The following is a 22,182-nucleotide window of genomic DNA, read 5'->3' on the forward strand; positions in this document are numbered from 1 at the left end:
GTGTGCTATAGCACAAATCGCCTACACCGTCTCGGCCAGTTTCTCCTGTTCCAGCCCCTCGCCCACCTTTTGCGGCAGTGATCCCGCGTTGGCCTCCGCGTTGCGGGCGAGCGTCGCGCGGGCGGCGTCGACCTGGCGCTGGCGGTTCCACAGGGCGGCATAGACGCCCCCGCGCGCCAGCAGTTGCGCGTGCGCTCCCCGCTCCACGATCTCGCCCTTGTCGAGCACCAGAATCTCGTCCGCGTTGACGATGGTGGACAGGCGGTGCGCGATGACCAACGTGGTGCGGTCTTCCGAGATCTTGTCGAGCGCCTGCTGGATCTCGCGTTCCGTAAAGCTGTCGAGGGCGGAGGTCGCCTCGTCGAGCACCAGAATGCGCGGCGACTTCAGGATCGTGCGGGCGATCGCCACGCGCTGCTTCTCGCCGCCGGAGAGCTTGAGGCCGCGCTCGCCCACCTGCGTGTCGTAGCCCTGCGGCAGGGAGCGGATGAAATTGTCGATCTGTGCGAGCCGCGCGGCCTCCGCCACCTCGGCGTCCGAGGCGTCGGGACGTCCGTAGCGGATGTTGTAGCCGATGGTGTCGTTGAAGAGCACGGTGTCCTGCGGCACCATGCCGACTGCTTCGCGCAGGCTTTCCTGCCGCACGGCGGCGATATCCTGCCCGTCGATGAGGATGCGCCCGGACTGCGGTTCGTAGAAGCGGAAGATGAGCCGCGACAGCGTCGACTTGCCCGCGCCCGAAGGCCCGACTACCGCCACGGTGTTCCCGGCCGGCACCGTGAAGCTCACGCCGCGCAGGATGGGGCGCTCGGGCGTGTAGGCGAAGCGTACGTCCTCGAAGCGCAGCTCGCCCGCCTCGGCGTCTAGCGGCGGCGCGTCGGGTCTGTCCCTCACCTCGGGATCGCGCGAGAGGATGGTGAACATTTCGCCGATATCGATGAGCGCCTGCCTGATTTCGCGGTAGAGCATGCCCATGAAGTTCAGCGGCAGGTAGAGCTGCATCAGCATGGCGTTGACCATGACGAAGTCGCCCACCGTCGCCGTGCCGGCGCGCACGTCGTAGACGGTCATCACCATCACCGCGGCGAGGCCCAGGGAGAAGATGACCGCCTGCCCGCCGTTGAGATAGGCGAGCGAGACATAGGTATCCACGCTCGCGCCTTCGTAGCGGGCAAGCGACACGTCGTAGCGCTCGGCCTCGCGCCGCTCCGCGCCGAAGTACTTCACGGTTTCGTAGTTGAGGAGGGAGTCGATGGCCTTCGTATTGGCGTCGTTATCCGATTCGTTCATGCGGCGGCGGATGTCGATGCGCCACTCCGTCACCCTGTAGGTGAAGACGAGATAGGCCGCGACCATCACGAACACCACCGCCGCGAATCGCCAGTCGAACTGCCACCACAGCACGCCGAGAACGAGCACGAACTCCAGCACCGTCGGCAGCAGGTTGAGGACGGCCATGCGCACCAGTTCCTCGATGCCCGTGCGTCCGCGTTCGAGCACGCGCGTCAGCCCGCCCGTTTTGCGCTCCAGATGGAAGCGCAGCGACAGCGCGTGCATGTGCCGGAAGGTTTCCAGCGCCAGCCGGCGGACGGCATTCATGGCGACCGAGGCGAACAGGCCGTCGCGCCATTGCGTCAGCAGCGCCATGACAATGCGCATGGCGCCGTAGAGAAGCGTCAGGAATATGGCCCCCGCGAGAAGCGTCGCCGTAGGGGTGCCTCCGGTTTCGCCTGTCAGCGCATCCACCGCCCACTTGAAGCTGTAGGGCATTGCGACCGTGACGATCTTTGCCGCCAGCAGCAGCAGGAAACCGAAATAGATACGCTGGCGCAGATCGGCGCGGTCGTGCGGCCACAGATATGGCCACAGGCCCTGCAGCGTCTGCCTGAAGCCCTGCTTGCCGGCAGCCGTCGGTCCGGCACCGGCCCCCACGGCGCCTGCGTTTTCAGCGGGCCCGCTGTTTTGATCGGACATTGCTTTCGTTCCCAGCTCTGTGGATTCGCCGATGTGCAGACGAGCGGCACGGGCATGGAGGCGGCCTGCGCCTCAATTTACAGCCCATATAGTGTTTTATTCGCCGCGCGACACCCCTTGGGCTGCGAATGGCAGCCATCCCTCAGCGGCGTTGCAAACGGGTTGCGGCGGGGCACAATGGCGCATAAGAACAGAGTGAAAACATATCCCCGCCGAAATCCGGCCAGAGTCGCTGGCCAGAATCGCTGGCCATGAGCTGTGGAGTTCCGAACAGATGCGCGCCGACAATGCCCCTGTCATCCGCCTCGAGGATTATCAGCCGACCGATTATCTGATCGATACGGTGTCTCTCGCCATCGGCCTGCATCCGACCGAGACGCGCGTCACGGCGACGCTTGCGTTGCGCCCCAACCCGGCCGGCCACGCCGGTGCGTCGCTCGCGCTCGACGGTGACGAACTCGTCTTCGTATCGGCCGCGCTCGACGGCTCGCCCCTCGCCGCCGACGCCTACACGGCATCACCGGAGAAGTTTGTGCTGCACCGGCCGCCGCAGCAGCCGTTCACGCTCACCATCGAGACCTGCGTCAACCCCACCGCCAACACGAAGCTGATGGGTCTCTACCGCTCCAACGGCACCTATTGCACGCAGTGCGAGGCGGATGGCTTCCGCCGCATCACTTATTTCCTCGACCGGCCGGACGTGCTGTCCGTCTACACGACCCGAATCGAGGCGGATACCGATACGCCGCTGCTGCTCGGCAACGGCAATCCGGCCGAGGCGGGCGCGCTCGCGGAGGGGCGCCACTTCGCCGTCTGGCACGATCCTTTTCCGAAGCCCTCGTATCTCTTCGCCATCGTCGGCGGCGATCTCGATCATGTCGAGGACGTGTTCACGACCGCGAGCGGGCGCAAGGTGAAGGTCGCGGTCTACGTGGAACGTGGCAAGCGCGAGCGCGCCCGCTACGCGCTCGACGCCCTGCAGCGCGCCATGCGCTGGGACGAGGAGGTCTTTGGCCGCGAATACGATCTCGACGTGTTCAATATCGTCGCCGTGTCGGCCTTCAACATGGGCGCGATGGAGAACAAGGGCCTCAACATCTTCAACGACAAGTACGTGCTGGCGAGCGCGGATACCGCCACCGACAGCGACTACGCCAATATCGAGGCCGTGATCGCGCACGAGTACTTCCACAACTGGACAGGCAACCGCATCACCTGCCGCGACTGGTTCCAGCTCTGCCTCAAGGAGGGGCTGACTGTCTTCCGGGATCAGGAGTTCTCGTCCGACGCCCGCTCGCGCCCCGTGAAGCGCATCGCGGATGTGCGCGTGCTGCGTTCGGCGCAGTTCCCGGAGGACGCCGGGCCGCTCGCCCATCCCGTACGCCCGCGCGCCTACAAGGAAATCAACAACTTCTACACCGCCACCGTCTATGAGAAGGGCGCCGAACTGATCCGCGTCCTGAAAACCCTCGTCGGCGGCCAGCATTTCCGCCGGGGCATGGACCTCTATTTCGAGCGTCACGACGGCACCGCCGCCACTATCGAGGAGTTCATCGCCTGCTTCGCCGAGGCGAGCGGGCGCGATCTTTCCGCGTTCTCGCAGTGGTACGAGCAGGCCGGCACGCCCCGCCTCTCCGCGCGCGGACGCTACGACGCGGGCGCGAAAACCTACACGTTGACACTGGCGCAGACGACGTTGCCGACGCCGGACCAGCCGGAGAAGCGGCCGATGGTCATCCCGGTCGCGCTCGGCCTCATCGGCGAAAGCGGGCGGGAGCTGCCGCTCACGACGGCGGATGGCGCGACCGACGGCGGCGTGCTGGTGCTCGACGGCGCCGAGCGCACCGTCATCTTCACCGATGTGGTGGAGCGGCCGGTGCCGTCGCTGCTGCGCGGCTTCTCGGCGCCGGCGATTCTCGACCTCGACCTGACCGACGACGACCTGCTGGTGCTGTTCGCCCACGATACGGACGCCTTCAACCAGTGGCAGGCGGCACAGACGGTGGCGACCCGCATCATCGTCCGCGCCGTGGATGCATTGCACGCAGGCGGCACCGTGCAGGTGCCGGTGGGCCTCGCGCAGGCGCTGGGCCACTTCCTCGATGCACGCGCCCTGCGCGACCCCGCTTTCGCCGCGCAGGTGCTGTCGCTGCCGGGCGAGGCGGATATCGCACGCGAGATCGGCGAGAACATCGACCCCGAGGCCATCTTCACCGCCCGCAAGGCCGTGCGCGAGACGCTGGGACAAGCCCTCGCCGGCAAGCTCGCACACCTCTACGGCGAACTCGCCATCGACGCGCCCTACAGCCCCGATGCCGCGCAGGCCGGCAAGCGGGCCCTGCGCAACGGCGTGCTGGGCCTGCTGACGGCAGGCGACGCGGCGCGCGGCGAAGCACTGGCGCGGGCGCAGTTCGACGCCGCCACCAACATGACGGACCGGCTCGGCGCCCTCTCCGTGCTTAGCCTCGTGGCGGGTGAGGCGCGCGAGGCGGCCCTGCAGGCGTTCTACGACCGCTACCGCGACGACCCGCTCGTGCTCGACAAGTGGTTCGCCCTGCAGGCATCCATCCCGGAAGCCGGCACGCTGGAGCGCGTGAAGCGCCTGCTGTCGCACCCGGCCTTTTCCCTGTCGAACCCGAATCGCACACGCGCGCTCATCGGCAGCTTCGCCATGGCGAACCTCACCCAGTTCGCGCGGGCGGACGGCGCCGGCTTTGCCTTCGTGGCCGATGTCATCCTGCAGCTCGATCCCGCGAATCCGCAGGTCGCCTCGCGCCTTTCCACGGCTTTCCGCACGTGGAAGACGCTGGAGCCGGGCCGGCGCGCCCATGCGGAAGCGGCGCTGCGGCGCATTGCCGCCGCCACGCCACTGTCGCAGGACGTGGCGGACATCGTGACCCGCTCGCTCGCGTGATGCGGCGATACGTCAGGGGGATGTCGCTGCAACGGCGGCGGCGTCCTTGCCGACGGCCTGCGCGAGTGTCGTGTTCTCGCGCCCCAGCGTGGCGAGCAGGCCCTGCTTGATGTCCCGGATGAGGCTGGGCCCTTTGTAGACCATCGCCGAATAAAGCTGCAGCAGGCTCGCGCCGGCGCGAATCTTGCGCCACGCCGCTTCCGGCGAATCGATGCCGCCCACGCCGACGATGGGAAAGGCGCCTTCCACCCGGATGAACGCCTGTGCCAGCACCCATGTCGACAGCGGAAACAGCGGCCGGCCGGAAAGCCCGCCCGTCTCCCCCGCATAGCGCGTGTCGATGAGCTTCGGGCGCGAGACCGTGGTGTTCGAGACGATCAGGCCATCGATGCCGCGCCTGCGCCCCACGGCGACGATGGCGTCGAGTTCGTCCAGCGAGATGTCGGGCGCGATTTTGAGCAGCAGCGGCCGACGCGGATGCTGCCCGGTTGCCTCATCGCGCGCGGCGACGGCGCGGGCGATGAGGTCGTCGAGCGCGGCCTCCTGCTGGAGATCGCGCAGGCCCGGCGTGTTGGGCGAGGAAACGTTCAGCGTGAAATAGCTGGCGAGGGCGGAAAACGTCCGGATGCCCGCGACATAGTCGGCGGCACGGTCGACGGAATCCTTGTTCGCGCCCACATTGACGCCGACGATTCCCGGCCGCCCCGCCCGTGCCGTAAGCCGTGCCAGCGCCGCCGCATGGCCTTCGTTGTTGAAACCGAAGCGGTTGATGACGGCTTCGTCACGCACCAGCCGGAAGATGCGTGGGCGCGGATTGCCGGGTTGCGGCCGCGGCGTCAGCGTGCCCACTTCCGCGAAACCGAAGCCCAGGGAGAGAATGGCGTCGGGCGCTTCGGCGTTCTTGTCGAAGCCGGCGGCGAGCCCCACCGGATTGGGGAACTTCATTCCGAAGGCCTCGACATGCAGCGAGGCGTCGTCGGGCGCGGACGGAGGCAGGCGCGTCGCGGCAAGCGTGCGAATGGTCAACCGGTGCGCGGTCTCCGGGTCCAGCGCAAACAGGAGTGGCCGAATCAGCCGCTCGATACTCCGCATCGCGATCTCCTCTTTCCGTAGGCTTGTCACGCTGGCTGTATGATCCCCCGCCGCGGCGAAAACAAGCCGCCGCGCGCCACGCCCGCAGTGGTGTGGAGCTAACGGGCGCCGATGTGGCAAATTCTGTACAGGAAATGCACTGTTGCCTTTGTTGGAATGAAATATATCCCATGATAAGAATTGAGTCCTAGATTGCTTTCTGATTATATACAAGGCGTCCGGCGAACCCGCCGTATCCTCAACATGGCTTTCGATCATGCTGTCTCATGACCAGATCTGGTCGGCTCTCGACGCCTTCGCGGCGCAGCGCGGCCTGTCGCCATCCGGGCTGGCGCGCAAGGCGGGGCTCGATCCGACGGCCTTCAACCGGTCGAAACGCACGGCGGCGGACGGTCGTCCGCGCTGGCCGTCGACCGAATCCATCGCCAAGGTGCTCGATGCGACGGGTGCGTCGCTCGATGAGTTCATGGCTCTCGTTTCGCGTCACGGCCGGTATACGTCGACGCGGAACCTGCCGCTGATCGGCTTTGCCCAGGCCGGCAAGGGCGGCTTCTTCGACGACGGCGGTTTTCCCGTCGGCGGGAGCTGGGATGAGGTCGCCTTTCCGGACATGGGCGAGGACAAGGTGTTCGCGCTCGAAATATCGGGCGATTCGATGCTGCCCATCTACCGGGACGGCGACGTCATCATCGTCTCGCCCACCGCCAGCGTCCGCCGGGGCGACCGCGTCGTGGTGCGCACCGCGCAGGGCGAGGTCATGGCGAAGGAGTTGAAGCGCCGCACCGCCAGGACTGTCGAGCTGAGGTCGTTCAATCCGGAGCACGAGGACCGCGTCCTCGCCGAATCGGACATCGCCTGGATCGCCCGTGTCATATGGGCCAGCCAGTGAAGGTCGCAGCGACCTTCGATATGGAGTCCGCCCTGCTCGCGCAGGGGTTCGGCCCCGTCGTCGGCATTGACGAGGTGGGGCGCGGGCCGATCGCCGGCCCCGTGGTCGCCGCCGCCGTCGTGCTCGATCCTTCCTGCGTGCCCGAGGGACTTGCCGACTCCAAGCAGATCGACGGGCGTCGGCGTGGACAATTGTTCGCGCAGATCCTCGCCACAGCCCATGTCGGTATCGCCTGCGTGCCGGCCGCCGAGATCGACCGCATCAATATCCGCCAGGCCACGCTGACGGCCATGGCGCGCGCCTTCGCCGCCCTGCCCCTCTTCCCCGCGCCGGAGCACATGGTCGCGCTGGTGGATGGCAACGACCCGCCGCCGCTTCCCTGCCGGGTGGAGACGATCATCAAGGGGGATACGCGCATCGCGTCGATCGCCGCCGCCTCCATCGTGGCGAAGGAGACGCGGGACGGGATGATGCGCCAGCTCGGCACGGTCTATCCCGCCTACGGCTTTGCCGGGCATGTCGGCTATCCGACGCCGGCCCATAAACGGGCGCTGGCCACGCACGGCCCCTGCCCGTTCCACCGCTTCAGCTTCGCACCGCTGCGCGGCACTTGAGAAGCGCCGGCAAGACTGGCGTCACAGCGGCGAGCGTGAACTGAGCCGCGCCCGCCGCTTCACTACGATTACAGGCTTTCCAGAAGATGTTCGGCGCTCGTCACCTGCACCTGGCCGGCCGCCTCTTCCACGTTGAGCACCTCGACGACGCCGTCGTTCACCACCATGGCGTAGCGCTGCGAGCGCGGCCCCAGCCCGAAGCCGGAGCCGTCGAACAGCAGGCCCGTGGCGCGGGCGAAATCGGCGTTGCCGTCGGACAGGAACTCGATTTGCCCGTCCGCGCCCAGCGCCTTCGCCCATGCATCCAGCACGAATGCATCGTTCGTGCTGGTGATGAGCACGGCGTCTATGCCCTTCTCCTTGAAAGCATCGAGATTGGCGATGAAGCCGGGCGCGTGGTTGCGGTGGCAGGTGGGCGTGAAGGCGCCGGGCACGCCCACGAGCACGACCCGCCTGCCCTTGAAGATGTCATCGGTGGTGCGAGGCGTGGGCCCTTCGCTGGTCAGGACGCGGAAGGTGATTTGCGGCAAACGTTCCCCGACGGCGATGGTCATGGCTTCATCCCTGAATGATGTGAACCTGTGGCTGGACTGTCGGGACCATATCACCCGATTTCGCCACAATTCAATGGCGGAAATGCCGATGCCCCGTGAACACCATCGCCAGGCCGGCATCGTCGGCGGCGCGAATCACCTCGTCGTCGCGGATGGAGCCGCCGGGCTGGATCACAGCCGTCGCGCCCGCCTCCGCCGCCGCAAGCAATCCGTCGGCGAAGGGGAAGAACGCATCCGACGCCACGACGGAACCCTTCGCGAAGCTCTCCGTCGCGCCTGCGGCGGTCGCCGCCTCCTGCGCCTTCCATGCGGCGATGCGCGACGAATCGACCCGGCTCATCTGGCCGGCGCCGATGCCCACCGTCGCGCCGTCCCGCGCATAGACGATCGCGTTCGATTTCACGTGCTTGGCGACGCGGAAGGCGAAACGCAGGTCGGCGAGTTCCGCCTCGGTGGGCACGCGCCGCGTCACGACGCGCAGATCCATGTCGTCGACCACGGCGTTGTCGCGTGTCTGCGCCAGGAAGCCGCCGGCGACGGTGCGCACGGCAAGCCCGCCGCCGCGCGGATCGGGCAGGCCTCCGGCGAGCAGCAGCCGCAGGTTCTTCTTCCCGGCGACGATGGCGATGGCCTCCTCCGTCGCGTCGGGGGCGATGATCACTTCCGTGAAGATCGAGACGATGCGTTGCGCGGCCTCGGCGTCGAGCGTGCGGTTCAGCGCCACCACGCCGCCGAAGGCGGAGACGGAATCGCAACGCAGCGCCTTTTCGTACGCCTCGCCGAGGGAGCCTCCCTCGGCGACGCCGCAGGGGTTGGCGTGCTTCACGATGACCACGGCCGCCGTGCGCTGCGGATCGAACTCCGCCACCGCTTCATAGGCGGCGTCCGTATCGTTGATGTTGTTGAAGGACAGCTGCTTGCCCTGCAGCTGGCGCGCGGTGGAGACGCCGGGCCGCTGCTCGGGCGTGGCGTAGAAGGCCGCCTGCTGGTGCGGGTTCTCGCCATAGCGCAGGTCGAGCGCGCGCCGGCCACCGATGGCGCGGAAGTCGGGCGTGCCGATCCCCTCGATGCCGGCGAACCAGTTCGACACCGCCGCGTCGTAGGCGGCGGTGCGCGCATAGGCCTTCTGTGCCAGCCGCCGGCGCAGGGGCAGCGTGGTGGCGCCACCGTTGGCGGCGAGTTCCGCAAGCAGGGCCTCGTAGTCGGCGGGATCGACGATGACCGCTACGTCCGCGTGATTCTTGGCTGCGGCGCGAATCATGGCCGGGCCGCCGATATCGATGTTCTCGATGCAGTCGTCGAACGAGCCGCCGCGCGCCACCGTCTCCTCGAAGGGATAGAGGTTCACCACCACGAGGTCGATGGTCGAAATGCCGTGCGCCAGCATGGCCGCCTGATGCTCGGGGTTGCCGCGCACGGCGAGGATGCCGCCGTGGATAGCCGGATGCAGCGTCTTGACGCGCCCGTCCATCATCTCGGGAAACTGCGTGACCTCCGCCACGTCCTTCGCCGCGAGGCCTGCCTCCACGAGCGCCTTGTGCGTGCCGCCCGTCGAGATCAGCGCGATGCCGCGCTGCGCCAGCGCGCTGGCGAAGCCGATGAGGCCCGACTTGTCCGAGACGGACAGAAGGGCGCGCGTGATGATTTTGCGATCATGGGGCATGGGACAGGTCCAGCTCAAGGAAAAGGCGTATTCCGACAAGAACATCCGGCCGGGCGGAGAATTCGCTCCACGACGTGGCTCTAACCCATTTTTCCCGCTGGCGGAACGGAAAAATGCCGCAATGCGGCCACGCGGGCGCGCCGTTACACTTCCAGCCGCGAGAAGCGCCAGCGCAGCAGCGTCACTTCGGCGGGGTCGACGGTGACGACGATCTGCTCTCCGCGCCGGGCGCCGTCGACAGCCGAGAGGAACACGCTTTCCTCGATGGAGAGCGTGCCGTGTTCGGCCTCGAAGGACCAGCCCTGCCCGTCCGGCAGCAGCATCAGCACGGAATGGCCGTCGTGCGAGCGGCTGGTGCGCACGAGCGGGTGCAGGTGAAAGCGCACTGTCGCGGCGGCCGCTTCCGGCATCGGGTCGGCGGCGATGAACGCATCCTCGCCGTCCAGCGTGCCGCGCGCGCCGTCCAGCCGCCAGCGCCGCTGGTGGACGAGGCCGAAGCGCGCGCTGTAGCCGTCATGCGCGGCGCCCAGCGTCTGGGTGCCGGAGGACGCCGCGCCGCGGTTGACCTCGATATTTTCGATGCCGCCCAGGATGGGCGTGCCGAGCCAGCGGCCCAGCCAGCGTTCGAGGCGCGCCGCGAGCGACGCGCCGCTCCCCGCCCCCGCGAACAGGCAGGACGACGTGTCGCCCACGGTCACCGTGGAATGCGCGGCGGTGGAGCGCGCTGCGAAAAGCGGAAACAGGCTGCCGTGGCGCGGCGCGCCGCAGTTGACGATGAGGCGCGAGCGCCCCACGCTCAGCTCGAAGGAGAGGCAGCCCGCGTGCGCCTCCGTCGAGCAGGCGGGCGGCGGCGGCGCGCCGACATCCGCGATCAGCACGAGGTCCTCCGCCTCCAGCCGCTCATAGCCGGAATGGGGCGCGTGCTGGATGGCGCGCGAGCGCGTGTCGTCGTAGGCCAGCAGCGTCGCGATGAGGTCGACCTGCGTGCGGCCCATGCCGTTGAACAGGGCCAGCGATCCCTCGCCATGGCGGAACATGCGCAGCATCGGCATCATGCGGTCGATGGCGCCCAGCATCTGCGGCGGCGGCGAAACCCCGCGCGCCGCATAGACCTGCCGCAGCGGCAGCAGTTCCGTCAGCAGGGTGACGAGTACGCGCGGGTTGCGGCTGATGTGGCCGCCGTCCGGCAGGATCTGGCGCGCCAGTTCCTCCCCCAGCTTGCGGCTGGCGTTGCGCTGCAGGCGGCCGAGATTGTCGAGGCACAACCCGGCCATGGCGAGCGCGATCAGCGCCAGCAGCTTCTTCTCGCCCTGCAGCGCGCCGCAGACGCTGCCCGAGAGCTGGCGCACGCCGCGCGCCAGCGCGCGCATGAAGCGGCGGTAGAAGGCATGGTCGGCGCCGTCCAGCACCAGCGGCGACTGGCTCAGGAAGACGAGCAGGCGCCGCGCGACGACGGCTGGCCGGGTGGCGATGCCCCGCCGGTCCAGCCGCGCCGCGAGGAAATCGTCGACGAGTGCGCGGGCGTTGGCGCGCGCGAGTGCAGAATCCGCCGCCCCGAGGTGCCGCAGCCAGGTGAAGCCCGCCAGCGCCTCCGCCCAGGCTTCGGACGGCGGCTCGACCTCGAAGGGCGAACGCCCGCGGCAGTCGATGCTCTGCCCGGCGAGCGAGAAATGGCCGGCATAAATGTCGGAGGCTTCCGTGGGATCGGCCGTGCGCAGGTCCTGCGGCGCTATCACGACCCGCTCGGGCGCGCGGCGGCGCAGCGCATCCAGCGTCTCGAAAGTTCGCAGGACAGTGCCGAGCGCCAGCCGCCCCGCCTTGGCGAGGGCGAGCTGATAGAGCCGCAACCGGTGCTGGTCTACCCCCACGACGTCCGACAGTCCTTTCCGCGCCCCGACTCGCAATGCGGGCCGAACGCGCCCTAAATGATACGCCGAGGGCCTTTGATAAAGCGAAAAAGTTAATTGAACCGTATCTGTGGCCCCATGGTGGTCATATATGACGCGCTCGTTCCTGAACGGGCGGCGGGCTGGAAAAATCGGCTTGACAAATGACGTGGCCGGTGGTGGAGATAGCCAGCTTGAAGCGAAGTTCCGGTCGCTTCATGGGCGTGCTTCAACACAACGCAAGTGGCGGACAGTCGGTGATGGCTCTCGTTATTACGAAAAAAACGAAAACCATCTTTGTTGTCACGACGATTACGTCGACGACACGCTGACCTCCGCCCTCGTTCCCGGACCTCTCTCCCCCAGGCACGAGAGAGGTGATGCCGAAGGCGGCATCGGTTCCCCGGGAGAGGTTGAACAGGAGATATCGTACAATGGGCTTCAAGATCGCCGTGGTTGGCGCCACCGGTAATGTGGGCCGTGAAATCCTCGACATTCTGGCCGAGCGCGCGTTCCCGGTGAGCGAGGTCGTGGCCCTCGCCTCGCGCCGCAGCATGGGACAGGAAGTTTCCTTCGGCGACAAGACGTTGAAGGCCAAGGACCTTGCCACCTACGATTTCTCCGATACCGATATCTGCCTGATGTCCGCCGGCGGCGACGTCTCGCGCGAGTGGGCGCTGAAGATCGGCGCGCAGGGCGCGGTCGTCATCGATAACTCCTCCGCCTGGCGTTACGACAGCGACGTGCCGCTGATCGTGCCCGAGGTAAATGCGGATGCGATCGTCGGCTTCTCGAAGAAGAACATCATCGCCAACCCCAATTGCTCCACCGCCCAGCTCGTTGTCGCGCTGAAGCCGCTGCATGACGCGGCGACCATCCGGCGCGTCGTCGTCTCCACCTATCAGTCGGTTTCGGGCGCGGGCAAGGATGCGATGGACGAGCTGTTCTCGCAGACGCGCGCCGTCTTCACGACCGGCGAGGTCAAGCCCGGCAAGTTCACCAAGCGCATCGCCTTCAACGTCATTCCCCACATCGACGTGTTCATGGAAGACGGCTACACGAAGGAAGAGTGGAAGATGATGGCCGAGACGAAGAAGATTCTCGACCCCGCCATCAAGCTCACCGCCACCGCCGTGCGCGTGCCGGTGTTCATCTCGCATTCGGAAGCCGTGAACGTGGAGTTCGAGAAGCCGATCACGGCGGACGAGGCGCGTGAAATCCTGCGTCAGGCGCCGGGTTGCCTCGTCATCGACAAGCGCGAGAACGGCGGCTACATCACGCCTCACGAGGCGGCCGGCGAGGATCCGACCTATATCTCGCGCATCCGCGAGGACGCCACTGTCGAGAACGGCCTTGCCTTCTGGGTCGTGGCGGACAACCTGCGCAAGGGCGCGGCGCTGAACGCGGTGCAGATCGCGGAAGTTCTGATCAACCGCAAGCTCATCAGCCCGCGCCAGCAGGCGGCCTGATCCCTTCCGCCAGCCGGATAAAGCAGTTTCAGCAAAGGCGGATACTGCTTTTGCGCCCGGTGTGAAAACAAAGAAATGGCCTGGGCAAATGCGCCGTCCCCGCGACGGCGCATTTTTTTATGGATCTTCGGCGTCCGGGTTGCCGTGCGTTTCGCGGGTGTGGCGCGCCATGGTTTCCGCCAGCGCGACGAGCAGCGAAAGCTCGCGCTCGGGAATGGCCCGGGCAACGGAAACGAGACGGTCTATGGAGCTGGAGCGGGGCGTGGCGGCCTCGCCTTCGGGCGAGAGCCCGAGAAGCCAGTTCGGCGTGGTGCCGAGCGTGTGGGCGATCCGCATCAGCGTCGCGAGGTCGGGTTCCCGGCGGCCGGAGACGTAATGACCATAACGCCGCTCGTCGAGATCGCATCGACGTGCTGCCTCGGCATTTGATATGCCAAGCTGTTCAGCTCTCTGCTTCAGCCTTGATCCAAAAATCTCCATAGGAACAATCTGTTCCTGAGCAACACATTTCTTGCCATCGGCGTTATGGTACGATATAAAACTACAAAATGCCGATATCATTCGTTTGTTGCTATCGGAGAGCAACCATGACGTGGACAGCCGCCATCTGGATCACCTGCACGATGCCGATCTGGGGAGTGGCGCTCGTCTTCGGCTGGCAATATGCCATCTGTCCGCGCCTGATCCCCGCGCGCAGGATCGAGGCCTTGGCCGACCTGATGCTCGCGGCTCACGGCGAGGATGCGGAACACGAAGCTTTCGAGAAAGAGGTGGACGCCTGGTATCGCAGTGACCTGCGGGCGCAGGGCGCGTGGCGGCGCATACGCCGCAGCCTGCGGCGCCGTGGCCGACCGGCGGCATCGGCCCACGCAACATCCATAACGGGAAGCGCCCCGCACATGGCCCGCCGCGCATCCCGTTAACAGTGACAGGCCGGTATGGGACGTTATGCCCGGACGTGAGTCAGCGCCGCGAAGTGCGCCACCACCTGCTCATATACGCGCCGCTTGAACGGCACGATCAGCTCCGGCAGGTGCTGCGCCTCTTCCCAGCGCCATGCATCGAATTCGGGCGGCACGCTGCCGTCGCCGGGGTGCAGCACATCGATTTCCGATTCGTCGCCGGTGAAGCGCATGGCGAACCATTTCTGCTTCTGCCCGCGAAATTTGCCCCGCAGGCCAATGCCGATCTGATCTTCCGGCAGGTCGTAAGTCAGCCAGTCGGGCGTCTGGGCGAGAACCTCGACGGAGCGCACGTTCGTTTCCTCGAACAGCTCGCGCCGCGCCGCGTCCAGCAGGTCCTCGTGCTTGTCGACGCCGCCCTGCGGCATCTGCCAAGTGTAGGCGGGCGGCACCGTTCCCTCGGCGATGTCGCCCTTCTGGCGGGAGCCGATGAATACCCTGCCGACTTTGTTGAGCAGCATCACGCCCACACATGCGCGATAGGGCAAATCCTCTGCCCGCACCTTCCCGCGAATGTGATTGACCTTGTCCGACATGGCGCCGCCCCGTCCGCTATCAACCGCCGATCGGGGGGCACACTAGCCGGAAAAGCTCACCCGGGGAAGGTCATTCCCCGTCCTTTTTCGTGTCGCCGCCGTCGACGGCCGGCTTGTCAGCCGGCTTCGCGGCGTCCTTCTTGCCGGTCACATTGGCGGCCGATTCGGTCTTCGTGCCGGCATCGGCATTCACCTTGCGCACCACAAGCGCCGGGTTCTCGACACCGCGCAGCAGGTCATAGGCGGCATTGAGCTGCGTGTCCTGCGTCGGATCGGTCGGAACGTAGGCGGAGGAGCCGGAGGCCTCCTCCTTCTTGCTGTCGGTCGCCTCGACTTCCGTCGCGGCGCTCTTGTCCGCGCTGGCGTCCTCGCCGTTCTTCAGGTGGCCGCGCAGCCCCGCCTCACCCTTGATCTGGTCCTTGCCCTTGAGATCGTCGGGAATGACTTCCTCGATGATGAAATCGGGCTCGATGCCCTTGGCCTGAATCGAGCGGCCGGACGGCGTGTAATAGCGGGCTGTGGTGAGGCGCAGCGCCCCGTTCTGGCCAAGCGGAATGATGGTCTGCACGGACCCCTTGCCGAACGAGCGCGTGCCGATCAGCTTGGCGCGCTGGTGGTCCTGCAGGGCGCCCGCCACGATCTCGGACGCCGAGGCCGATCCGCCGTTGACCAGCACCACGAGCGGCTTGCCCTTCGTGATGTCGCCCGAGCGGGCGTTGAAGCGCTGCGTCTCGTCGAGGTTGCGCCCCCGCGTCGAGACGATCTCGCCGCGCTCCAGGAAGGCGTCGGAGACAAGCACCGCCTGATCCAGCAGGCCGCCAGGGTTGTTGCGCAGGTCGATGACGAAGCCCTTCAGCTTGTCGGCCGGGATTTCCTTGGTCAGCTTCTCGACGGCGCTGCTCAGGTTGTCGAACGTCTGTTCGTTGAACTGCGTGATGCGCAGATACCCGATGTCGCCCTTGTTCTCGAAACGCACGGAGCGGATGCGGATGATGTCGCGCTTCAGCTTCACCTCGAACGGCTCGCTTCGTCCGGTGCGCTGGATCTTCAGCGTGACCTCGGAATCGACCGCGCCGCGCATCTTCTCGACCGCCTGGTTGATGGTGAGCCCCTGCACGGGTTCGTTATCGATGGCGACGATGAGATCGTTTGCCAGAATGCCCGCGCGCGCGGCTGGCGTTTCATCGATGGGGCTCACGACCTTGACGAGGCCGTCCTCCATCGTCACCTCGATGCCGAGCCCGCCGAAGGAGCCGCGCGTCTGCACCTGCATATCGCGGTAGCTCTTCGCGTCCATGTAGCTGGAGTGCGGATCGAGCGACGACAGCATGCCGGTGACGGCCGATTCGATCAGCTTGCTCTCATCCGGCTTTTCGACGTAGTCGCTGCGCACCTTGTCGAAGACATCGCCGAACAGCGTGAGCTGCCGGTAGGTGTCCACGGAAGCGGCGATGGCGCTCGTACTGGAAAACAGCCGTGACTGCGTGCCCACGACCGCCACACCCGCGCCGATGAGGGCACCCACCATCACGAGAGAAATCTTGCGCATCATCCGCGAACCTTTTCGCCTTTTGTCCTGGCCCACCACGGCGACGGATCGATGGATCCGCCATCCTTGCGAAACTCAACATACAGAATGGGGCCCGTGGCGCCACCCGCAAAAGCACTGGCTCCCGCCAATGCACCGGTTCCCGCTGGCGCCCCCTTGCCCATCAACCCGACAGGCTCGCCCGCGAGCACGAACTGGCCCAACGTCACGTTGATCCGTTCCATGCCCGCCAACAATACATAATATCCCTCGCCCGCGTTGATGATCAAGAGCTGGCCGAAGGATCGGAACGGACCAGAGTAAACGATCCAGCCATCCGTGGGGGACGAAATGACGGCTTCCTCGCGTGTTGCGATGGAGATGCCGTTCGTCGCGCCGCCGAAACCGTCCGATGCGCCGAAGCCGCGCACCACCTCACCGCGCACGGGAAACGGCAGCAGTCCCAATGCCTTCGCGAAAGAAATCTTGGGTTCGAGCCGGGCGGGATCGCCGAAGGGCGCGGCCGCCAGCCTGTCATCCACGGCCTTGTCGCGCGCCTGCACGGCTTGCGCCGCATCCTCGGCGGCCTTGCGGGCGGTGGTGATTTCCCGCTCCATGCGGCCAATCAAATCCTTGAGACTTTCCGTGCGGCTGGCGAGATCGGCCACCTGCGCGCTCTCTCCGGCGTCGATCTTCTCCGCCTCCGCGATGCGGCGCTGGCGCTCATCGATGAGGGCGGCAAGCCGCTCCTGCTCGCCATTCAGGGTCTGGATATCGGCCTTCAGCGCCTCCCGGTCGGTGGCGATCTGCGCGCGAAGGCGCGCGAGTTCCGCAAGGTCGGACGCAAGAGCCTCCACCTCCGTCCGCAGCTCGGGAACTGTCGCCCCCAGCAGGATGGCGCTGCGCACGGCCTGCAGCACGTCCTCGGGCGCGACGAGAACGGCGGGCGGCGGATGGCGGCCCATGCGCTGAAGGGCGGCGAGCACCTCGGCGATAACGTCGCGGCGGCTTTCCAGCGAGCGGCGGATGGCCTGCTCGCTGCCGTCGAGCGTCGCCAGCCGTTGCTCGATGGCGGACACGCGCTCCTCCGCCGAACCGATGCGTTGGGCGGTTTCGAGCAGGATGCGGTTGAGTTCGGCCCGGTCCTTGCTCAGGCCCTCGATCTCGGTGCGCAGTGCTTCCCGCCGTGCGCCGCGTGCCGCGAGATCGGCCTGAACGGCCTCAAGCTCCTGCTGGCGCTGGCGCTTGTCCGCCTCGGTTCCCGCCCAGGGCGCCGCCCCCTCCGCCTGCGCGCCGGAGGGCTCGCGCGCCTGCTGCTGCGCCTGCTCCTGCCCAGCCGCGGGCAGCACGGCGACGCCGAGCGCCACGGCGAACGCAAGCCCGCAGGTCAAGAACCGTCCCGATCGCTGGATTCGAAATGCCATCAGTGCCTTGCAACACATCGACCGACCGGCGCATCAACGCAACCGGCCGTCAAACACGGTGATAGGGGTGTCCCGCGAGAATCGTCAGGCAACGATATACCTGCTCAAGCACCAGCGCACGCACAATCTGGTGCGGCATGGTCATTGCGCCGAAGGACAGGATCAGCGCAGCCTTTTCCCGCACCGCGCCATCGAGACCGTCGGGACCACCGACGATCAGGTTGACGCCGGCTTCGCCCGCATCGCGCCAGCCGGCGAACTTCCGAGCCAGATCGTCGCTGGAAAGGCTCGCGCCGCGTTCGTCGAACGCCACGATCATACCCGGCAGGCAGCGCGCCAGCAACGCCCTGCCCTCCTCCGCCTTGCGCTGGTCGGCGTGGCGGGCGCTGCTTTCCGAAAGCTCCAGCACATCGACGGTGCCGAATCCCAGCGAGCGGGCCAGCGGCTGCGCCCGCTCATGATAGCGCTCGACCAGCGCCTTCTCGGGGCCCGCCTTCAGCCGGCCCACCGACACAACGGCGATGCGCACGGCGGCTCAACCGGCGCGCGGCTCTTTCGGCCGGTCGGGGCTCCAGATCTTCTCCAGATTGTAGAAGCTGCGCACTTCCGGGCGGAAGATATGCACGATGATATCGCCCACGTCGATCAGCACCCAGTCGCAGGCCGGGAATCCCTCGACGCGCACCGGCCCGAAGCCCGCCTGCTTGAGAGCGGCAGCGACCTTTTCCGCGATGGCGCCGACATGCCTGTCCGACCGGCCGGACGCGACGAACATCGTGTCCGCGATTGTCGTGCGACCGACAAGGTCGATCTCGACGATCTCTTCCGCCTTCATTTCTTCAAGCTGGAACCGCGCGATTCCTGCCGCGTCGCCGGCCGGCGGCGTCTCCCCGGCCGTCCGTGTTCCGTCCGTCTGGTTGAGCGGCGCCGGCTGGGCGCCATATTCCGAAAGCTGGCTCAGTGCCCGGTCCTCACACTTGAGCATGATCCCCAAAAGAGGTGCCGCCTTCTGGAAAAATCATGCATTAACAAAAAGATAGAGCGAGAATCGCGATTCGGCGAAAGGTCATCCCGCTTCAGGGCGACTTCGGGACAAGCGGGCATCGCCTCTCCGGCTCGAAATCGCATCGTAACATTGACTTGAAGATAGTCGCACATCCCCGACGCTTCAACGACTACCGACAGCCAATCACATGAATCGGCAGGAAAAAGAAGCCGCCCACGTCCGCGCGGGGGCTTCAGGGCGCGGCTATCGTGTTCCCCGCCGCGCGCAGCATGGTGGACGACAGCGGCGATCGCGGACCGTGCAGAAAGACCCATCCCGGTACGTCTCCCCGTGACAGCAGCCCCGCGTCCTTCTCAGCGAATCGGTAACGCGCCAGCGCGATCGCCGCCCGCGAGCGCGCCGCCTTCAGGGTGGAGCCGGGGCGGTCGATGATGGCGAGCGGAACGAGGCGGGCGATATCGCGCCAGCGCTGCCAGCGGTGAAAGCCGGCGAGATTATCCGCGCCCATGATCCAGACGAAATCGACCTGCGGACAACGCCGTGTGAGCCACGCGATGGTGTCGTAAGTGAACTGCGTCTCGATTTCAGCTTCGAAACCGGTGATGTCGATGCGCGCGTGGCGCGTCAGCGCACGGGCAGCGGCCATTCTTTCCGCCAGCGGCGGCAGCGCCGTGTTGTCCTTCAGCGGGTTTCCGGGGGTGACGATCCACCATACCCTGTCGAGCCGCAGATGCTTGAGGGCGACGAGACTCGCCAGGCGATGCCCCGCGTGCGGCGGGTTGAACGAGCCGCCGAAAAGCCCGATCCGCAAGCCCGGCGCGTGCGGCGGGAGAGACGGCGAATGCCGCTTCGGCAGGTTTCTCAAAACCGTGATCCCGCTGCTCCCGGGCGCGCCGGTCGCATCGATGCGGGCGACGCCGGGCGGCGCATCCTCGCCCTCCTCGATGAAGCAGGAGCCGGCCTCGCTCCTCAAGGCCGCGTCTGCCCGTTGCCGTGGATGCGGTACTTGAACGAGGTCAGTTGCTCTACGCCGACGGGGCCACGCGCGTGCATGCGCCCGGTGGCGATTCCGATCTCGGCGCCGAAGCCGAACTCGCCGCCATCGGCGAACTGCGTTGAGGCGTTGTGCGCCACGATGGCCGAGTCGACCTCGCGCTGGAAACGCGCCGCCGCTTCCTTGTCCTGCGTGATGATCGAGTCGGTATGGTGCGAGCCGTAGGTCTCGATGTGATCGATGGCCTGCGAAAGATCGTCGACGACGCGCGCGGAGATGATGGCATCCTCGTATTCCGTGCGCCAGTCCTCCTCGGTCGCGGGCTTCACGCGCGGATCGACCGCCTGTGTCTCCGCATCGCCACGCACCTCGCAGCCGGCCTCGATCAGCGCCGTCACCAGCGGCTTCAGATGCGTGTCCGCCACCGCCCGGTCGACAAGCAGCGTCTCCGCCGCGCCGCAGATGCCGGTGCGGCGCATCTTCGCATTCAGCAGCACCTTGCGCGCCATGTCGAGATCGGCGTCGCGATGCACGAAAACATGGCAGATGCCGTCGAGGTGCGCGAACACCGGCACCCGCGCCTCCGTCTGCACCCGCGCCACCAGGCCCTTGCCGCCGCGCGGTACGATGACGTCGACATTGCCATCGAGCCCGCCGAGCAGCAGGCCGACGGCTTCGCGGCCGCGAACCGGCACGAGCTGCACGGCATCGGCGGGCAGGCCCGCGTTTTCCAGCCCGGAGCGAACGGCCGCGACCAGCCGCTGGGCCGAGCGGAAGCTCTCCGACCCGGCGCGCAGGATGGCGGCGTTGCCCGCCTTCACGCACAGCGAGCCCGCGTCCGCGGCGACATTCGGCCGGCTTTCGAAGATTACGCCGATCACGCCGAGGGGTACGGAAACACGCTCGATGACAAGGCCGTTAGGGCGTTCGAAGGTTGCCAGCACGCGCCCGACGGGGTCCGGCAGGCCTGCGACGAGTTCCACTGCCTTCGCGATGGCCTCGACGCGGGCCGGGGTGAGCTGCAGGCGGTCGATGAACGCCTCGCCGCGTCCGGCCGCGCGGGCGTCCGCGATGTCCTCCGCATTGGCCGCGATCAGGCCTTCCGCGTCCTCACGGATGGCGCGCGCGGCACCGTTGAGCGCCTGCGTGCGGGCGGCGTCGGATGTCAACGCCAGTGCGCGGGCGGCCTTGCGGGCGCGCCGGCCGATGTCGGCCATCAGCGAGGCAAGCGGCAGCGGCGCGTCGGCAGCGCCGCCCAGCACCTCGCTCTTGTCCGTAACATCAGCAGCTACACTCGCCATGATCCTCATCCTCCAGCCGGCGGCCAATGCAACGCCGTGCGATACATGTCTATTTTCTACGCAAGAGGGATGCGCGGTCAAGCGCGCCCGGCAGCATGGCTTTCATGCACCTTCGTGCGAATCGCCGCCGAACAGGACGAGATCGTCCCTGTGCACGATGGTGGCGCGCCCGCCGTGGCCGAGCAGCGTCTCGATATCCTGCGTCGAATGGCCCGCGATCAGCCCCGCTTCGTCCGCGTCGTAGCCGACGAGGCCGCGGCCGATTTCCCGCCCCTCCGGCCCGCGCACCGAGACCGCGTCGCCCCGGTGAAAATCGCCCTCGATGCGGCGCACACCAGCAGGCAACAGGCTCGCGCCACGCCGCAGCGCCTTCTCCGCTCCCGCGTCGACATGCAACGCGCCGCGTGGCTGCAATGTTCCGGCGATCCACTTCTTGCGCGCCGTGACGGGGTTGGAGGGCGAGAGAAACCACGTGCAGCGCCCGCCGTTCATAACCGTGCCGAGCGGCCCCTCCACACGTCCGTCAGCGATGATCATGCAGGCGCCGCCGGCGGTCGCGATCTTGCCCGCCTCCACCTTGGTGCGCATGCCGCCGCGCGACAGCTCTGACGCCGCACCGCCCGCCATGGCCTCGATCTCGGGCGTGATATGCGTGACGAGCGGGATATGGCGCGCATCCGGGTTGCCGTTGGGCGGCGCGGTATAGAGGCCGTCGACGTCGGACAGCAGCACGAGCAGGTCCGCCCCCACCATGGTCGCGACACGTGCGGCGAGCCGGTCGTTGTCCCCATAGCGGATTTCGCTCGTCGCTACCGAATCGTTCTCGTTGATGATCGGCACGGCGCCGAGTTCCAGCAGTTTGCCGATGGTGGCACGGGCGTGCAGATAGCGGCGGCGCTGCTCCGTATCGGAAAATGTCAGCAGAATCTGCCCGGCGACGATCTCGTGGACGGCGAGCGCCTCCGTCCAGCGGCGCGCCAGCGCGATCTGCCCCACGGCGGCGGCGGCCTGGCTCTCCTCCAGCTTCAGCGGCCCCGAGGGCAGCCGCAGCACGGTGCGCCCCAGCGCGATGGCGCCGGAGGAGACGACGATCACCTCCGCGCCCCGTTCGTGCAGCCGCGCGATATCCTGCACCAGCGCCGAAAGCCAGCTACGCTTCAGGCGCCCGCGCTCGCGGTCCACCAGCAGCGACGAGCCCACCTTGACGACGATGCGCCTGAACTGCGCCAGCTCGGGCAAGCGCGCGGCCAACGCGGGAGAGACGGAATGATCGATCATGATGCTTCATTCGGACATTCGACGCGGCGCATACTTAACCGTAATCCGCGTGCAGGAAAGGAAAAACCGCATGCAGCGGCGGCAGGACTGGCACCCGG

20 protein-coding genes are annotated in these 22,182 nt (G+C 67.0%); 6 read left to right on the forward strand and 14 right to left on the reverse strand.

Annotated features, from left to right (window positions below; genetic code table 11):
- Window positions 1-21 precede the first annotated feature (21 nt).
- Complete coding sequence (locus tag ACFFJ7_RS09240) at window positions 22-1,974, reverse strand: ABCB family ABC transporter ATP-binding protein/permease (RefSeq protein ID WP_377591916.1); 1,953 nt, start codon at window positions 1,972-1,974, stop codon at window positions 22-24.
- A gap of 274 nt (window positions 1,975-2,248) precedes the next feature.
- Here ACFFJ7_RS09240 and pepN point away from each other — a divergent pair, with 274 nt between their 5' ends.
- Window positions 2,249-4,888: an aminopeptidase N gene (gene pepN, locus ACFFJ7_RS09245; protein ID WP_377591917.1), complete on the forward strand. Its 2,640-nt coding sequence runs from the start codon at window positions 2,249-2,251 to the stop codon at window positions 4,886-4,888.
- Window positions 4,889-4,900: 12 nt separating this feature from the next.
- Here pepN and ACFFJ7_RS09250 read toward each other — a convergent pair whose 3' ends face one another.
- Window positions 4,901-5,980 (reverse strand): quinone-dependent dihydroorotate dehydrogenase, encoded by a 1,080-nt coding sequence (locus tag ACFFJ7_RS09250; protein ID WP_377591918.1) that lies wholly within the window; start codon window positions 5,978-5,980, stop codon window positions 4,901-4,903.
- 256 nt (window positions 5,981-6,236) lie between these two features.
- Between ACFFJ7_RS09250 and ACFFJ7_RS09255 the strand changes: the two genes are divergently transcribed.
- The gene (locus tag ACFFJ7_RS09255) at window positions 6,237-6,869 is read left to right on the forward strand and encodes a S24 family peptidase (RefSeq protein WP_166953116.1); all 633 of its coding nucleotides are present in this window, start codon (window positions 6,237-6,239) and stop codon (window positions 6,867-6,869) included.
- The gene (rnhB, locus tag ACFFJ7_RS09260; RefSeq protein ID WP_377591919.1) at window positions 6,854-7,483 is read left to right on the forward strand and encodes a ribonuclease HII; all 630 of its coding nucleotides are present in this window, start codon (window positions 6,854-6,856) and stop codon (window positions 7,481-7,483) included. Before ACFFJ7_RS09255 ends, rnhB begins: the two co-directional genes overlap by 16 nt.
- 68 nt (window positions 7,484-7,551) lie before the next feature.
- Here rnhB and ACFFJ7_RS09265 read toward each other — a convergent pair whose 3' ends face one another.
- The 3 genes from ACFFJ7_RS09265 to ACFFJ7_RS09275 all read right to left on the reverse strand — a co-directional run bounded on the left by ACFFJ7_RS09265 (window position 7,552) and on the right by ACFFJ7_RS09275 (window position 11,568).
- Window positions 7,552-8,037 carry a peroxiredoxin gene (locus ACFFJ7_RS09265; RefSeq protein ID WP_166953120.1) on the reverse strand — a complete coding sequence of 162 codons (486 nt, stop codon included), beginning with the start codon at window positions 8,035-8,037 and terminating at the stop codon, window positions 7,552-7,554.
- A gap of 70 nt (window positions 8,038-8,107) precedes the next feature.
- Complete coding sequence (gene purH / locus ACFFJ7_RS09270; RefSeq protein ID WP_377591920.1) at window positions 8,108-9,700, reverse strand: bifunctional phosphoribosylaminoimidazolecarboxamide formyltransferase/IMP cyclohydrolase; 1,593 nt, start codon at window positions 9,698-9,700, stop codon at window positions 8,108-8,110.
- 143 nt (window positions 9,701-9,843) lie between these two features.
- Entirely contained in the window at window positions 9,844-11,568 is a 1,725-nt protein-coding gene (locus ACFFJ7_RS09275) for a heparinase II/III family protein (RefSeq protein WP_377591921.1), read from the reverse strand.
- A 130-nt stretch (window positions 11,569-11,698) separates the two neighbouring features.
- Between ACFFJ7_RS09275 and ACFFJ7_RS09280 the strand changes: the two genes are divergently transcribed.
- The gene (locus ACFFJ7_RS09280; protein WP_377591922.1) at window positions 11,699-12,058 is read left to right on the forward strand and encodes a hypothetical protein; all 360 of its coding nucleotides are present in this window, start codon (window positions 11,699-11,701) and stop codon (window positions 12,056-12,058) included.
- Window positions 12,021-13,055 (forward strand): aspartate-semialdehyde dehydrogenase, encoded by a 1,035-nt coding sequence (locus ACFFJ7_RS09285; RefSeq protein ID WP_166953124.1) that lies wholly within the window; start codon window positions 12,021-12,023, stop codon window positions 13,053-13,055. The genes ACFFJ7_RS09280 and ACFFJ7_RS09285 overlap by 38 nt, the downstream gene beginning before the upstream one ends.
- A 117-nt stretch (window positions 13,056-13,172) precedes the next feature.
- On the opposite strand, the gene ACFFJ7_RS09290 is transcribed toward ACFFJ7_RS09285, so the two are convergent.
- Window positions 13,173-13,535: a helix-turn-helix domain-containing protein gene (locus ACFFJ7_RS09290; protein WP_377591923.1), complete on the reverse strand. Its 363-nt coding sequence runs from the start codon at window positions 13,533-13,535 to the stop codon at window positions 13,173-13,175.
- Window positions 13,536-13,642: 107 nt separating this feature from the next.
- On the opposite strand from ACFFJ7_RS09290, the gene ACFFJ7_RS09295 reads away from it, so the two are divergent.
- A complete protein-coding gene (locus tag ACFFJ7_RS09295) occupies window positions 13,643-13,978 on the forward strand; it encodes a hypothetical protein (protein WP_377591924.1) in 336 nt (111 codons plus the stop codon).
- A gap of 23 nt (window positions 13,979-14,001) precedes the next feature.
- On the opposite strand, the gene ACFFJ7_RS09300 is transcribed toward ACFFJ7_RS09295, so the two are convergent.
- From ACFFJ7_RS09300 to proB, 8 genes are all read right to left on the reverse strand, one after another.
- Window positions 14,002-14,553 (reverse strand): RNA pyrophosphohydrolase, encoded by a 552-nt coding sequence (locus ACFFJ7_RS09300; protein ID WP_377591925.1) that lies wholly within the window; start codon window positions 14,551-14,553, stop codon window positions 14,002-14,004.
- A 70-nt stretch (window positions 14,554-14,623) separates the two neighbouring features.
- Window positions 14,624-16,102: a S41 family peptidase gene (locus ACFFJ7_RS09305; protein ID WP_166953132.1), complete on the reverse strand. Its 1,479-nt coding sequence runs from the start codon at window positions 16,100-16,102 to the stop codon at window positions 14,624-14,626.
- A complete protein-coding gene (locus tag ACFFJ7_RS09310; protein ID WP_377591926.1) occupies window positions 16,102-17,472 on the reverse strand; it encodes a murein hydrolase activator EnvC family protein in 1,371 nt (456 codons plus the stop codon). The genes ACFFJ7_RS09305 and ACFFJ7_RS09310 overlap by 1 nt, the downstream gene beginning before the upstream one ends.
- An 82-nt stretch (window positions 17,473-17,554) precedes the next feature.
- On the reverse strand, window positions 17,555-18,034 hold the full coding sequence (gene rlmH, locus ACFFJ7_RS09315; RefSeq protein WP_166953136.1) for a 23S rRNA (pseudouridine(1915)-N(3))-methyltransferase RlmH: 480 nt from the start codon (window positions 18,032-18,034) through the stop codon (window positions 17,555-17,557).
- Between the two features lie 6 nt (window positions 18,035-18,040).
- Window positions 18,041-18,490, reverse strand: a complete 450-nt coding sequence (gene rsfS, locus ACFFJ7_RS09320; protein WP_377591927.1) for a ribosome silencing factor — start codon at window positions 18,488-18,490, stop codon at window positions 18,041-18,043.
- A 253-nt stretch (window positions 18,491-18,743) separates the two neighbouring features.
- Window positions 18,744-19,385: a nicotinate-nucleotide adenylyltransferase gene (locus tag ACFFJ7_RS09325; protein WP_377592122.1), complete on the reverse strand. Its 642-nt coding sequence runs from the start codon at window positions 19,383-19,385 to the stop codon at window positions 18,744-18,746.
- 95 nt (window positions 19,386-19,480) lie between these two features.
- Window positions 19,481-20,722, reverse strand: coding sequence for a glutamate-5-semialdehyde dehydrogenase (locus ACFFJ7_RS09330; protein WP_377592123.1), 1,242 nt, complete (start codon window positions 20,720-20,722; stop codon window positions 19,481-19,483).
- A 186-nt stretch (window positions 20,723-20,908) separates the two neighbouring features.
- The gene (proB, locus tag ACFFJ7_RS09335; protein ID WP_166953138.1) at window positions 20,909-22,084 is read right to left on the reverse strand and encodes a glutamate 5-kinase; all 1,176 of its coding nucleotides are present in this window, start codon (window positions 22,082-22,084) and stop codon (window positions 20,909-20,911) included.
- Between the last annotated feature and the right edge of the window lie 98 nt (window positions 22,085-22,182).

The organism is Pseudochelatococcus lubricantis (genome assembly GCF_042432495.1).
GTDB classification, from domain to species: domain Bacteria; phylum Pseudomonadota; class Alphaproteobacteria; order Rhizobiales; family Beijerinckiaceae; genus Pseudochelatococcus; species Pseudochelatococcus lubricantis.

Bases quoted from the DNA above. Each gene is read 5' to 3' on its own strand.
- ACFFJ7_RS09265 (WP_166953120.1), bottom strand. From the start codon at position 8,037: ATGACCATCGCCGTCGGGGAACGTTTGCCGCAAATCACCTTCCGCGTC.
- ACFFJ7_RS09280 (WP_377591922.1), top strand. From the start codon at position 11,699: ATGACGCGCTCGTTCCTGAACGGGCGGCGGGCTGGAAAAATCGGCTTG.
- ACFFJ7_RS09305 (WP_166953132.1), bottom strand. From the start codon at position 16,102: ATGCGCAAGATTTCTCTCGTGATGGTGGGTGCCCTCATCGGCGCGGGT.
- proB (WP_166953138.1), bottom strand. From the start codon at position 22,084: ATGATCGATCATTCCGTCTCTCCCGCGTTGGCCGCGCGCTTGCCCGAG.
- ACFFJ7_RS09250 (WP_377591918.1), bottom strand. From the start codon at position 5,980: ATGCGGAGTATCGAGCGGCTGATTCGGCCACTCCTGTTTGCGCTGGAC.
- ACFFJ7_RS09240 (WP_377591916.1), bottom strand. From the start codon at position 1,974: ATGTCCGATCAAAACAGCGGGCCCGCTGAAAACGCAGGCGCCGTGGGG.
- ACFFJ7_RS09330 (WP_377592123.1), bottom strand. From the start codon at position 20,722: ATGGCCGACATCGGCCGGCGCGCCCGCAAGGCCGCCCGCGCACTGGCG.
- ACFFJ7_RS09255 (WP_166953116.1), top strand. From the start codon at position 6,237: ATGCTGTCTCATGACCAGATCTGGTCGGCTCTCGACGCCTTCGCGGCG.
- rnhB (WP_377591919.1), top strand. From the start codon at position 6,854: ATGGGCCAGCCAGTGAAGGTCGCAGCGACCTTCGATATGGAGTCCGCC.
- rsfS (WP_377591927.1), bottom strand. From the start codon at position 18,490: ATGCTCAAGTGTGAGGACCGGGCACTGAGCCAGCTTTCGGAATATGGC.
- ACFFJ7_RS09300 (WP_377591925.1), bottom strand. From the start codon at position 14,553: ATGTCGGACAAGGTCAATCACATTCGCGGGAAGGTGCGGGCAGAGGAT.
- pepN (WP_377591917.1), top strand. From the start codon at position 2,249: ATGCGCGCCGACAATGCCCCTGTCATCCGCCTCGAGGATTATCAGCCG.
- ACFFJ7_RS09285 (WP_166953124.1), top strand. From the start codon at position 12,021: ATGGGCTTCAAGATCGCCGTGGTTGGCGCCACCGGTAATGTGGGCCGT.
- ACFFJ7_RS09290 (WP_377591923.1), bottom strand. From the start codon at position 13,535: ATGGAGATTTTTGGATCAAGGCTGAAGCAGAGAGCTGAACAGCTTGGC.
- purH (WP_377591920.1), bottom strand. From the start codon at position 9,700: ATGCCCCATGATCGCAAAATCATCACGCGCGCCCTTCTGTCCGTCTCG.
- ACFFJ7_RS09295 (WP_377591924.1), top strand. From the start codon at position 13,643: ATGACGTGGACAGCCGCCATCTGGATCACCTGCACGATGCCGATCTGG.